This window comes from Streptomyces sp. NPDC015220 (assembly GCF_043079345.1).
Taxonomy (GTDB): Bacteria; Actinomycetota; Actinomycetes; order Streptomycetales; family Streptomycetaceae; genus Streptomyces.
On the sequence record NZ_JBIBUK010000038.1, the window covers coordinates 11,497 to 23,857 of the forward strand.

A 12,361-nucleotide genomic window follows, 5' to 3' on the forward strand; every position below is an offset into this window, starting at 1 on the left:
CGAGATCTTCTCCGAACGCGGCGCCTGACACCACTCGCGCCGCCACACCCGCAGCCCGCCGTTCGGAGCAGTCGAGCCGGACGGCACACCGCTGCCCAGCTGCCAGGATCCGGTGCTCGTCTTCAGCGTTACGCCCCGGGCGACCGCCGTTCGTCCTCCCGGGGCCACGTCCCAGCTCTACGCTGAAGACGCTCACGGAGGAGGCCGTCATGGAGGAGCGGTCCACCGGGCCCGGGGCCGAGGCGCCGCTGAAGCCCAGGCCCGACTGTCCGCCGAAGACTCCGCCGCCCCCGAAGAGGCCGCCGTCCGCCGCCGGATCCGCAGAGCAGTGAACTCCTTGAGCGCCTGCCCGAGCCGCAGCGCGGTCACCGCACCGGGCGACCCGTCATCCGCAACCGGCGCGGCGCGGAGTGGTCGCGCGTTCGGAAAGCGGATGGCTTCTCAGGCCGTCTCCACTAGCCTGGCTGATTGTTCACGCGCCCTGCGGCGCCCGTGGCGGAGGGAGGTGCCCGCTGTGTTAGCGCTGCGGGAGCACGATCCGGAGCGGATAGCGGACTACCGCTTGCTTGGCCGGCTCGGCGAGGGCGGGATGGGTGTGGTGTACCTTGCCCGGTCGTCGAGGGGGCGGATGGTGGCGGTGAAATCGATTCGCGCCGAACTGGCGGCGGTCGCGAACTTCAGAACCCGCTTCGCCAACGAGATCACCGTGGCCCGCCAGGTCGGCGGGAACTGGACCGCCGCCGTACTGGACGCCGACCCGCACGCCGAACGGCCCTGGGTCGCCACCGCCTACATTCCCGGCCCCACCCTCGCCGAGGTGGTGAACCAGCACGGCCCGCTGCCAGAACGCTCCGTGCGTGGCCTGGCGTCCGGACTGTGCGGTGCCTTGGCGGACATCCACTCCGCCGGGCTGGTCCACCGCGATCTGAAGCCTTCGAACGTCATGATCACCATTGATGGTCCGAAGGTGATCGACTTCGGCATCGTCCGCGCGCTGGACGACCTGACCGGCAGCGGACTGACCTCCACCGGATTGGTCGTGGGCACGCCCGGATTCATGGCCCCTGAACACATCCGCGGTGAGCGTCTCACCGAGGCCTGCGACATCTTCTCGCTCGGCGCCGTGCTCGCCTTCGCCGCCTGCGGGCACCTGGCCTTCGAGGCGTCCGGGGGGCAGGCCCACGCCGTCATGTACCGCGTGGTGCACGAGGAACCGGACCTCACCGGCGTCCCCGAACCACTCCTCCCCCTCATCCAGGGCTGCCTGGCCAAGGATCCGACCACCCGGCCGTCCCTCGACACGCTCCGTACTCGGGAAGAGACGCAGTATCGTCATCCCGAACCATGGCTCCCGGCCGCCGTCCTGGCCCGGCTGGGGCAGGACGCGGCACGACTGCTCGAACACGAGGACCCGCACATCCGGATGGCTCCCGGCACCACCCCGGCTCACACGGCTCCGCCACAGGAGGCGGCCGTGACCGAGCCGGCCTGGCCGGTCACCGCTACGGTCACCACTCCGGACATGCCACAGCGCCCGTCCATCCCCGCACAGGATGACGGAGAGCCACGGCGCACGCTGGCCGAAGAACGCAAGTTGGCGACCAGCCCAGAGCCCGCCACCGTCGCCGTGTACGCGGCGCTCACCTTGTTCACCGCGGTGGCCACGAGCACAGCCGTCCAACAGATCTACTTGGTGTTCACCCTGCACGGAAACGACGCTTACCAGTACTGGGACGGCGGACCCGCCTCCGACCTATGGGGGAAATCTCAGATCATCTCTGGTGCCGCTCTCATTGTGTGCTGGCTGATCTGGTTCGCCCGAGCTCGCGCCGTGGCCGAGGGTTTCACGCCCGGGCGGCTGCGATATCACCCCTCCATGGCTGTCCTCGCCTGGTTCATCCCCATCGGCAACGTCTATCTGCCCAAGCAGATCGCCAACGACATCTGGCACGCCTCCAGCCCGCCCGCCCAGGCCAGGATCACGGCCCCGGCCGCGACACTGGACCTCTGGTGGAGTCTCTGGCTGGCCACCTTGGTCACCTGGCCGGAATTCTGGAGGACGTGCCACTGGAACAGGGTCAACCACAGCGACTGGGCCGACAGACCCCACGGCGACTACGCCTTCAACGCCACGGGTTGGACGGCCTTGATCCTCCGGCTCCTCGTCATCCCCACGGCCATCGCGGCTGCTCTCTACATCCACAGACTGACGACCCTGCAACGGGCACGACTCGGCGCATCGCCCGCGGACTTCCCCCAAGCCTCGCCGTAAGCAGCTGAAGCGTCGAACGCGTCACCACCGCCGCGTGGTCGGGTACGGCCACGAGAAGGTCCCGCATGCGAGGCAGGACCGGGGCGAGCAGCACCGTTCCGAAAACGGGCGGACGACTGCCGACCATCAGGTGGACGGCGGGGGGCCTCCCCGGCACCGTGGGGACGTCACCGCAGCAGCGGGGCAGGGGGGACACCGGAACAGGCATGGGGGCGCTCCAGGGAGCGTTGCGGGAAGCGGGCGCCTCGGAGCAGCCGGGCCCGGCCGTCGGCGACCTCGCCGCAGGGGCGCGTACTGACGTGCATGACTGTGCGGAGTCGAGCCGCGGCCTGCCCACCCCTGCGGCGATGCATCTTCTGGAGGGAGAGCATCCGGGCTGTGGATGATCGTCGTGGTCGGCGGCCGCGTTCACGCCTCGGGCACGTCGGCCAGGCGGCGGCCGACCCGCGCGGCCGTCTCGCGCAGCCAGATGTGGGCCGCGTCGTGCGTGTGCACTGGGTGCCACCACATGGCTTCCCGCAGCGGGACCGCCTCGTACGGCGGTTCCACCAGCCGCACGGCGGCGAGCGGTTGCAGGAGACGGGCGAGGCGGGCCTGGATCAGGGCGATGCGCCGGGTGCCGGCCACCAGCAGCGGCAGGAGCTGGAAGCTGTCGACGGAGACCTCGGCCCGGGGTTCGATGCCGAGCATGCCGAGCTGGCGTACGGCGGGGGCGTCGTAGGTGCGCTGGTAGGTGACCCAGGGCAGCCGGGCCAGGTCGTGCCGGGTGAGCCGGTCGTCGACGCTCGGGTGGTCCGCGGCGACGAGGAAGACCCAGCGGTCCTCATACAGGTCGGTGGCGGGGAAGTCGCTGATGACGCCGTGCGGCATGAGCAGGCCGTCGGTGGTGCTGAGCAGTGTGGCGGTGTCGTCGACCACGGTGGTCGGGGTCTGCGCGAAGCGCAGCCGGATGCCGGGAGCCTCCTCGTGCACGACCCGGGCGAGTTCGGTGCCGAAGACGGCGACCGCGTAGTCGGAGGCGATCAGCTTGAACTCGCGGCTCTCATTGGCCGGGTCGAAGGCCGCCTGGCTGGCGAAGAGCCGTTCGAGCAGGTCGTAGGCGGTGGTCGTGCGGTCGAGGAGGACCTGGCCCAGGGCGGTGAGCTCGTAGTGGCCGCCGACGCGGGCGAGCAGGTCGTCGTCGAAGTGGCGGCGCAGTCTGGCCAGGGCGGCGCTCATCGCGGGCTGACTCAGTCCGACGCGCTGCCCGGCGCGGGTGACGTTGCGCTCCTGCAGCAGGGCGCGCAGGGCGACGACGAGGTTGAGATCCAGGCGGGCCAGATTCACTGGACTTCCCCTTGTGACACGGCGTTGACCGGGAGTTATTCGTGGTGTGTATGTCGATCATCCATAGAAGCAATTTCCCTGATCGCGGTAGGCGGGTCCACATTAGTGCCACCGCACATCAGGAGGACATGTCCGTGAAACCCGCACCCGCGTCCCCGCTCTTCGCGGGGCCGTTCGCTCTCGCCACGCTCTCGGCCCCGGCCGGCCCCGCGTTCCCCGCCCTGGTCACCCCCGACGCCCGGATACTCGACCTGCGAACCGCTCTCGGCGACGAACGGTTGTCGATCCGCGCTCTCCTGGAGACCTGGGAGTCGGCTCTTCCGCGGTTGCGGACGCTGGCCGAGGAGGACGGCCCCGCCCGCGAACCGCTCGAGGCGTTCCGGGTCCATGCTCCCGTGGAGCCGCGGCAGGTGTTCCAGTCCGGTGCCAACTACCGGCAGCACGTGATCGACCTGCACGTCGCGCACCGGGCCCCGGACGACGACCGGCCGGAGGAGGAGCGACGCGCCGAGGCCGCCGAGATCATGGACCGGCGTGCGGCGGAGGACCTGCCGTATGTGTTCATCGGCCTGCCGAGCGCGGTCACCGGACCGTACGACGATGTCGTCCTGCCCGCCTGGGCCGAGAAGCCGGACTGGGAGCTGGAGTTGGCGGCCGTCATCGGCCGGCCCGCCCACCAGGTCTGTGTCGAGAAAGCTCTCGAATACGTCGCCGGGTACACCATCGCCAACGACCTGACCGACCGGGCGAGCGTGTTCCGCCGGGACATGCCGCAGATCGGCACCGACTGGCTGCGCAGCAAGAACGCCCCCGGCTTCACCCCGCTCGGCCCGTGGATCGTGCCCGCCGAGTCGATCGCGCGCCCGGACGACCTGCGGGTGACGCTGAAGCTCAACGGCGAGACCATGCAGGACGAATCCACCGGGGACATGATCTTCGACGTCGCCCGGATGGTGGCGTACGCGTCGCGGACCGCCCGGCTGCTCCCCGGTGACCTGGTGCTCACCGGCTCCCCGGCCGGCAACGGCATGCACTGGGGCCGCCTGCTGCGTGACGGCGACGTGATGGACGCCTCCATCACCGGGCTGGGCACCCAGCGCACCCGCTGTGTCGCGGAGGTGGCGCGGTGAGCGTGTCCTTGGACCGCACCGACGCCGAGGGTTCGATCGCGCGGGCCGCCGAGGCGTACTCCAACTGGGGCCGCTGGGGCGCAGACGACGTGCTGGGCACCCTGAACTTCCTCGACGAGGACAAGCGCCGCGAGGGCGCGGCACTGATCCGGCGGGGCGTCAGCTTCTCCCTCGCCCAGCGCTTCGACATGGAGGGGCCGCAGAAGGGCTGGCGGCGGCGCACCAATCCGGTGCACACCATGCTGGACACCGGTACCGACGCGGCCCTCGGCCTGCAGGGTTTCCCGCACGGCATCGGCGGCGCCGACGACGTGATCGCCATGCCGCTGCAGTGCTCCACCCAGTGGGACGGGCTCGGGCACATCTTCGATCACGGCAAGGCGTGGAACGGCAGGCCGGCGGAGCGGGTCGTCACCTCCGACGGGGACCTGGTCACCGGCATCGAGCACATGGCCCCGCACGTCGCCGGGCGTGGTGTGCTGCTGGACGTCGGCCGGGTGATCGGCAAGGACGGGGAGCTGCCCGACGGGTTCGCGATCACCGAGGAGCACCTGACGGCGACCGCTGAGGCGCACGGGGTGACGGTCGGCCGCGGGGACATCGTGGTGGTACGCACCGGCCAGCTCACCCGGGTCCGTCGCGAGGGCTGGGGGGATTACGCCGGCGGGTCCGCGCCCGGTCTGTCGTTCACCACGGCGGGCTGGCTGCACGGCAGCGAGGTCGCCGCGATCGCGACCGACACCTGGGGCTTCGAGGTCCGGCCCAACGAGTTCGAGCACGCCTTCCAGCCCCTGCACCAGATCGCCATCCCCAACATGGGCCTGCTGATCGGCGAGATGTGGGATCCGGACGCGCTCGCCGAGGACTGCGCGGCCGACGGCCGCTACGACTTCTGGCTCACCGCGGCGCCCCTGCCCATCACCGGGGCGGTCGGCTCGCCCGTCAATCCGATCGCCGCCAAGTAGACCGAGGAACAAGGGAGTTCCCCGCATGAGTCCCCTGAGTGAAGACCGCACGGTCCTCGTCGTCGGCGGCGGCGCGGCCGGCAACGCCGTGACGATCCTGCTGCGCCGCGCCGGTTACGCGGTGGACCTCGTCGAGGCCAAGGACGACTGGAACGCCACCGCCGGCTCCGGCATCACCCTCCAGGGCAACGCCCTGCGCGTCCTGCGCGAACTGGGCGTCTGGGAGCAGGTGGAAGCGTCCGGCTTCGGTTTCGGTTCGGTCGGCATCACCGCCCCCGACGGCACCGTCCTGCACGTCCAGGACGACCTGCGCACCGGCGGCGACGACCTGCCCGCCACCGTCGGCATGCAGCGCCCCCAGCTCCAGCGGATCCTCATCGACGCCGTGCGCGCCAGCGGCGCCACCGTGCGGCTCGGCACCACCGCCGAGACCCTGGACCAGGACGCCGACGGCGTCTCCGTCCGGCTCTCCGACGGCTCCGAGCACCGCTACGACCTGGTGATCGCTGCCGACGGCCTCGGCTCCGCCACCCGCGCCGCGGTCGGCATCACCGCCGAGCCCGAGCCGACCGGCATGGCCATCTGGCGGATCGCGGCCCCGCGCCCGGCCGGGGTCACCCGTACCGACCTGGCCTACGGCGGCCCGGCGTACATCGCCGGCTACTGCCCCACCAGCGAGACGACGATCTACGCGTACGTCGTCGAGGCCAACCGGGACCGGGCGTCGATCCCTTCCGAGTCCTACGCCGACGAGATGCGCCGTCTCACCCGGCACTACGGGGGCTTCTGGCCGGAGATCACCGAGAACATCACCGACCCTGCGAAGGTCAACTACACATGGTTCGACCGGATGCTGGTGGAGGGCTCCTGGCACCGCGGCAGGGTCGTGCTGATCGGCGACGCCGCGCACTGCTGCCCGCCCACCCTCGCCCAGGGCGCCGCCCTGTCCCTGGAGGACGCGTGGGTGCTCGCCCAGATGCTCACCGGGACCGATGACTGGGACGACGCCCTGTTCCAGGAGTATCACGAGCGGCGCATCGCCCGTGTCCGCCCGGTGGTGGAGGCGTCCGTGCAGATCGGGCAGTGGCAGCTCGACGGGGCGCGCGACGCCGACGTACCCGGCCTGATGGGCCGCACCATGACCATGCTCCGGGAACTGCCGTGAGCACACCGCGGCTTCAGACAGCCGCCCCGACCGTCGATGTGCACGCGCACGTCCTGCTGCCGGAGATCGAGGCGCTGGTGGAGGGGGAGCCGGGACTCGCCGAGGCGCGGGCGCTGGATGCCCGCCGCAACGGCCCCGCCGCCCTCGCGGTCAGCGGCCCCATGGTCCGCGAGCGCTTCCCCCGCCTGACCGACGTGACCGTGCGCCTCGCGGCGATGGACGCCCAGGGCGTGGACGTCCAACTGGTCAGCCCCTCCCCCTCGCACTACCACTACTGGGCCGGCGAAGCGACCGCGGAGAAGGTGTACCGGCTGGCCGACGAGGCGACGGCCGCGCACTGCGCGGCCGCCCCGGACCGGCTGCGCGGACTGGGCCTTGTGCCGCTCCAGCACCCGGACCTCTCGGTGCGGGCCCTCGACCACGCCCTCGCATCGGGCCTGCTGGGGGTGGAGATCTCCAGCCACGCACCCGGCCGGGAGCTGTCCGACCCGGCCTACGAGCCGTTCTGGACGCGGGCCGAGGAGACCGGCGCGCTGCTCTTCCTGCACCCCTTCGGCTGCACCCTCGACGAGCGCCTCGACCAGTGGTACCTGTCCAACACCGTCGGGCAGCCCACCGAGAACGCCGTCGCGCTCTCCCACCTGATCTTCTCGGGCGTCCTCGACCGCCATCCCGGCCTGAAGCTGATCGCCGCTCACGGCGGCGGCTATCTGCCCACCCACATCGGCCGTTCCGACCACGCCTGGACCGCCCGCCCCGACGCGGGCGCCGGCTGCGCGCACCTGCCCAGCAGCTACCTCAAGCGGCTGTACTTCGACTCGCTCGTCCACGACCCCCACGTACTGCGGGAGCTGGTGCGCGTCGCCGGGGCCGACCGGGTCCTGCTCGGCTCGGACTTCCCGTTCGACATGGGCACCGAGGACCCGGTCGGCGCCCTGCGCGCCGCACAGCTGTCCGAGGCCGACTTCCACGCCGTCCGGGGCGGCAACGCCGCCGCCCTCCTGAGGAAGGACTGACACCATGAGCACACGTCTGCTCACCCACCTTCGGCACGTCGACCTCGCCGTGCCCGACTACGACAAGCAGCTCGACTTCTACTCCGGCGTCTGGGGCCTGACCAAGGTCAGTGAGGACTCCGGCATCTCCTTCCTCGCCGCCGAGGGCTCCCCGGAGCAGTACGTCGTGCGGCTGCGCAAGGCCGACGAGAAGCGCCTCGACCTGGTGTCCTACGGCGCCGCGAGCGCGGCCGACGTCGACACCCTCGCCGAGCGGCTGCTCGCGGGCGGCGTGCAGTTGATCAGCCAGCCGGGCAAGGTCGACACCCCGGGCGGCGGGTACGGGTTCCGGTTCTTCGACGTCGACGGCCGTACCATCGAAGTCTCCGCCGACGTCGAGGTCCGGCAGCACCGCAAGATCGAGGAGAAGGAGTCCATCCCGGTCAAGCTGTCCCACGTCGTCCTCAACTCCCCCGACCTGAACCGGACTCGGGAGTGGTACGAGCGTCACCTCGGCTTCGCGCTGTCGGACACGCTGTCCTCCCCGCACATGGGCGAGGTCATGCACTTCATGCGGATCAGCAGCCAGCACCACTCCATGGCCATCGCCCAGGGACCGCACACCGCCCTGCACCACATCTCTTTCGAGATGCGCGGCATCGACGAGTACATGCGCGGCTCCGGCCGCGTGATCCGGGCCGGCTTCAAGAAGATCTGGGGCCCGGGCCGGCACATGGCGGGCGACAACACGTTCACCTACTTCCTCGACCCGCACGGCAACACGGTGGAGTACACCACCGAGCTGGAGTGCCTGGACGAGGACACCTGGCACCCGCACGTCTACGACTTCTCCCGGCCCGAGGTCACCGATCAGTGGGGCACCGCCAACCCCATGAACGAACTGGTCGCCAAGGAGTCCTTCAACGACCCCGACCGCGGCGTCTTCGTCGCCCCGCCGGTCTGACCGGCCCCGTCGGCTCCGGGGACGCGGCGGCAAGACCCTGCCCCGACGCGCGCTGCCGCGTCCCCTTCACGGCGCCGTGCACCTGCTCCCTCACCCCCGCCATGTCCCCGTCCTACGCCTACCGGTTCGGCACCGGGCCCGGCTCCGTGGTCTGCTCCGGCGACATTCGGCGCGGTGACGACCTCGCCTCCCTCGCGCGGGACTGCGACATCGTGGTCCACGAGGTGGCCGACGCCGCCTGGTTCGAGGAGCTGGGCCTGCGCGCCGTCGTGGTCGAGCACATGCGCCAGATGCACACCGACATGGGCGAGACCGGCGACATGGCCACCGCCGCGCGTGCGCGGCAGATGGTGCTCAGTCGCCTGGCGCCGGCCGATCCGACACGGTTCACCGACCGCCGGTGGCCGCTGCGGCCCCCGCCTCACCCGGGCGGCCGACTACCGGAGCCGCGTCTTGGTGGACCACGACCTCATGCGCGTCCCCCTCTTCCGATCACACTCCGCTGGAGCCGCGCCATGCGTTTCGCCGCCTACGAACATCGACACCGCCGCCGGGTGGCAGTCGTCGAAGATGACGGCACCCTCTTCCCCCTGCCCGGTGTCACCTCGCTCACCGCACTGGTCCAGCAGACCGGCGGGCTTCCCGCGCTGCTCGCCGCCGGCGCGGCGGCCCTCGACGTGCCCGCCGGCCCGCACGTCTCCCAGGTCCGGCTGCTGCCGCCGCTCCAGCCCGCCTCGGTACGGGACTTCGTGACCTTCGAGGAGCACGTGGAGGGGGTACGCCGGTCCGTGGAGGACACCGCCGGGGTGCCTGAGCAGTGGTACGCGGCGCCGACCTTCTACTTCACCAACCCGCACGCGATCTACGCCCACCGGGACGGCGTCCCGGTACCGCCCGGGTCGGCCGTGCTGGACTTCGAGCTGGAGGTGGGCGCCGTCATCGGCCGGGAGGGCCGGGACCTCACCCCGGAAGAGGCCCGGGACCACATCGTCGGTTACACCGTCTTCAACGACTGGTCCGCCCGCGACCTGCAGAGCGCGGAGATGAAGGTGGGCCTCGGCCCCTGCAAGGGCAAGGACACCGCCACCACCCTCGGGCCCCACCTCGTCACCGCCGACGAGCTGGAGTGCCACCGGGACGCCGACGGCTTCCTGCGGCTCGCCCTGACCGCCGAGATCAACGGCGTGACGGTGGGCGAGGACCTGCTGTCCAACATGAGCTGGACGTTCGAGGAGATGACCGCCTACGCCTCCCGGGGCTCCCGCGTCGTCCCCGGTGACGTCCTGGGCTCCGGCACCTGCGGCAACGGCGGCTGCCTCGCCGAGCTGTGGGGCCGGCGCGGCGAGCGGATGCCGCCGCCGCTGAAGCCCGGTGACACCGTCACCCTCACCGTAGAAGGGCTCGGTACCCTCACCAACACCGTCGTCCCCGGCGTGCGGCCGGTGCCGTTGCCCACCGGCCGCCGCCGTTCGCGGGAACGGCCGTGACGGGGCTCGCGGGGAAGGTCGTCGTCGTCACCGGAGCCGCCCGCGGCCAGGGCGCCGCCGAGACCGCGGCGCTCACCCGGGAAGGCGCCCGCGTCATCGCCACCGACGTGACCGAGACGCCCGGCTGCCGCCGCCTCGACGTGACCAGCGAGGCGGAGTGGGCCGAACTCGCCGCCGAGCTGAAGGAGGCGTACGGGCAGGTGCACGGGCTGGTCAACAACGCCGGCATCACCTGGCGGGCCCGTATCGACGACGTACGCCCCGAGGACATGGCTCGCGTCCACGCGGTCAACGTCACCGGCCCGCTCCTCGGCGTCCAGCACCTTTCGCCGCTCATGCCGCCCGGCTCCTCCATCGTCAACGTCGGCTCCTCGGCGGCCCTCACCGCCCACTACCCGGTCGCCTACACCACCAGCAAATGGGCACTGCGCGGCCTGTCGAAGACCGCCGCCCTGGAGCTGGGCCCGCGCGGCATCCGCGTCAACACGATCCACCCCGGCTACATCGAGACGGCGATGGCCGCCTCCGCCGCGCCCGCGTTCCGGGAGGCGAACGTCCGTGAGACGCCGCTCGGCCGCACCGGCACCGTCGGTGAGGTGGCGCCCCTGGTCGTATTCCTGCTCTCCGACGGCGCGTCGTTCATCAGCGGCGCGGAGATCCCGGTGGACGGCGGCATGACCGCGCACGGCGGCGTCAAATCCGTCTCCGACGCCCTGCGCGAGGGCCCACCGTGAAGCGGCTGGAAGGCAAGGTGGCGCTGATCTCCGGGATCGCGCGGGGCCAGGGCCGGGCCGCGGCGCTGCGATTCGCCGCCGGCCGCATCGTCCGCGTCACCGGCTCCTACGTCGGCGAGAACAAGGAGTTCGCCCGCCAGTACCTCGGCGGCGAACTGGAGGTCGAACTCACCCCGCAGGGCACCCTCGCCGAACGCCTCCGCGCCGGCGGCGCCGGCATCCCCGCCTTCTACACCCCCGCGGGCGTCGGCACCCAGGTCGCCACGGGCGGCCTGCCCTGGCGCTACGCGCCCGACGGCACGGTCGCCGTCGCCTCCCCGCCCAAGGAGACCCGCCGCTTCGACGGCCGTACCCACGTCCTGGAACACGGCATCACCACCGACTACGCCCTCGTGCGGGCCTGGCGCGGCGACCGCCACGGCAACCTCGTCTTCCGCCGTTCCGCCGCCAACTTCAACCCGCTCGCCGCCATGGCCGGCCGCGTCACCGTCGCCGAGATCGAGGAACTCGTCGAACCCGGCGACCTGCGCCCCGAAGAGGTCCACCTGCCTGGCATCTACGTCCAGCGGGTCGTGGCGCTCGCCCCGGAGCAGGCCGCCGACAAGCAGATCGAGAAGAGGACCGTACGCCCATGAGCTGGACCCGCGAGCAGATGGCCGCCCGCGCGGCCGCCGAACTCACCGACGGTTCCTACGTCAACCTCGGCATCGGCCTGCCCACCCTGATCCCCGGACATCTCCCGCCGGGCGTCCATGTCGTCCTGCACTCCGAGAACGGCATCCTCGGCACCGGCCCCTACCCCACCGAGGCGCAGGTCGACCCCGACCTCATCAACGCGGGCAAGGAGACCGTCACCGTGCTGCCGGGCGCCTCCTTCTTCGACTCGGCTCTCTCCTTCGGCATGATCCGCGGCGGCCACATCGACACCGCCGTCCTCGGCGCCATGCAGGTCTCGGAACGCGGCGATCTCGCCAACTGGATGATTCCCGGCAAGATGGTCAAGGGCATGGGCGGCGCCATGGACCTCGTCCACGGCGCCCGCCGCGTCGTCGTCCTGATGGAACACACCGCCAAGGACGGCAGCCCCAAGATCCTCACCGACTGCACCCTGCCCCTCACCGGCGAGGCGTGCGTCCACCGGATCATCACCGACCTCGGCGTTCTCGACGTCACCCCCGCCGGCCTCGCCCTCGTCGAGACCGCCCCCGGCGTCACCGTCGAGGACGTCATCGCGCGCACCGGCGCCGCCGTACGCGTGAGCAGCTTCTCCGCCGCCTGCTGAACGGCGCGACCCGGGGCCTCACCACCACCAAGCCATTGACA

General features: G+C 71.5%; 12 protein-coding genes. 10 read left to right on the forward strand and 2 right to left on the reverse strand.

Translation table 11 applies throughout. From position 1 onward, the window contains the following. The first annotated feature begins 505 nt into the window (after positions 1-505). Positions 506-2,272, forward strand: a complete 1,767-nt coding sequence (locus ACF061_RS37735; protein ID WP_392271537.1) for a protein kinase — start codon at positions 506-508, stop codon at positions 2,270-2,272. Between the two features lie 167 nt (positions 2,273-2,439). Here the strand turns inward: ACF061_RS37735 and ACF061_RS37740 are convergent, their stop codons facing one another. Together ACF061_RS37740 and ACF061_RS37745 are read right to left on the reverse strand one after the other, a co-directional pair. Beyond that, complete coding sequence (locus tag ACF061_RS37740) at positions 2,440-2,577, reverse strand: hypothetical protein (RefSeq protein ID WP_392271538.1); 138 nt, start codon at positions 2,575-2,577, stop codon at positions 2,440-2,442. Positions 2,578-2,680: 103 nt separating this feature from the next. Continuing rightward, positions 2,681-3,598, reverse strand: a complete 918-nt coding sequence (locus ACF061_RS37745) for a LysR family transcriptional regulator (RefSeq protein WP_392271539.1) — start codon at positions 3,596-3,598, stop codon at positions 2,681-2,683. 128 nt (positions 3,599-3,726) lie between these two features. Here ACF061_RS37745 and ACF061_RS37750 point away from each other — a divergent pair, with 128 nt between their 5' ends. From ACF061_RS37750 to ACF061_RS37790, 9 genes are all read left to right on the forward strand, one after another. Further along, a complete protein-coding gene (locus ACF061_RS37750; RefSeq protein WP_392271540.1) occupies positions 3,727-4,728 on the forward strand; it encodes a fumarylacetoacetate hydrolase family protein in 1,002 nt (333 codons plus the stop codon). Between the two features lie 2 nt (positions 4,729-4,730). Continuing rightward, the gene (locus ACF061_RS37755; RefSeq protein WP_392271568.1) at positions 4,731-5,693 is read left to right on the forward strand and encodes a cyclase family protein; all 963 of its coding nucleotides are present in this window, start codon (positions 4,731-4,733) and stop codon (positions 5,691-5,693) included. A gap of 34 nt (positions 5,694-5,727) precedes the next feature. Continuing rightward, on the forward strand, positions 5,728-6,858 hold the full coding sequence (locus ACF061_RS37760) for an FAD-dependent oxidoreductase (RefSeq protein ID WP_392271569.1): 1,131 nt from the start codon (positions 5,728-5,730) through the stop codon (positions 6,856-6,858). Continuing rightward, positions 6,855-7,874: an amidohydrolase family protein gene (locus tag ACF061_RS37765; RefSeq protein WP_392271541.1), complete on the forward strand. Its 1,020-nt coding sequence runs from the start codon at positions 6,855-6,857 to the stop codon at positions 7,872-7,874. The genes ACF061_RS37760 and ACF061_RS37765 overlap by 4 nt, the downstream gene beginning before the upstream one ends. Positions 7,875-7,878: 4 nt before the next feature. Continuing rightward, the gene (locus ACF061_RS37770) at positions 7,879-8,817 is read left to right on the forward strand and encodes a VOC family protein (protein WP_392271542.1); all 939 of its coding nucleotides are present in this window, start codon (positions 7,879-7,881) and stop codon (positions 8,815-8,817) included. 515 nt (positions 8,818-9,332) lie between these two features. Next, entirely contained in the window at positions 9,333-10,304 is a 972-nt protein-coding gene (locus tag ACF061_RS37775) for a fumarylacetoacetate hydrolase family protein (RefSeq protein WP_392271570.1), read from the forward strand. Continuing rightward, positions 10,301-11,038: an SDR family NAD(P)-dependent oxidoreductase gene (locus ACF061_RS37780; protein WP_392271543.1), complete on the forward strand. Its 738-nt coding sequence runs from the start codon at positions 10,301-10,303 to the stop codon at positions 11,036-11,038. Before ACF061_RS37775 ends, ACF061_RS37780 begins: the two co-directional genes overlap by 4 nt. Positions 11,039-11,055: 17 nt before the next feature. Then, positions 11,056-11,673: a CoA transferase subunit A gene (locus tag ACF061_RS37785; RefSeq protein WP_392271571.1), complete on the forward strand. Its 618-nt coding sequence runs from the start codon at positions 11,056-11,058 to the stop codon at positions 11,671-11,673. Further along, positions 11,670-12,320, forward strand: coding sequence for a CoA transferase subunit B (locus tag ACF061_RS37790; protein ID WP_392271544.1), 651 nt, complete (start codon positions 11,670-11,672; stop codon positions 12,318-12,320). Before ACF061_RS37785 ends, ACF061_RS37790 begins: the two co-directional genes overlap by 4 nt. Positions 12,321-12,361: the final 41 nt, after the last annotated feature.

Coding starts and splice junctions, on each gene's coding strand:
- ACF061_RS37770 (WP_392271542.1), top strand. CDS start 7,879: ATGAGCACACGTCTGCTCACCCACCTTCGGCACGTCGACCTCGCCGTG.
- ACF061_RS37740 (WP_392271538.1), bottom strand. CDS start 2,577: ATGCACGTCAGTACGCGCCCCTGCGGCGAGGTCGCCGACGGCCGGGCC.
- ACF061_RS37790 (WP_392271544.1), top strand. CDS start 11,670: ATGAGCTGGACCCGCGAGCAGATGGCCGCCCGCGCGGCCGCCGAACTC.
- ACF061_RS37750 (WP_392271540.1), top strand. CDS start 3,727: ATGTCCGTGAAACCCGCACCCGCGTCCCCGCTCTTCGCGGGGCCGTTC.
- ACF061_RS37775 (WP_392271570.1), top strand. CDS start 9,333: ATGCGTTTCGCCGCCTACGAACATCGACACCGCCGCCGGGTGGCAGTC.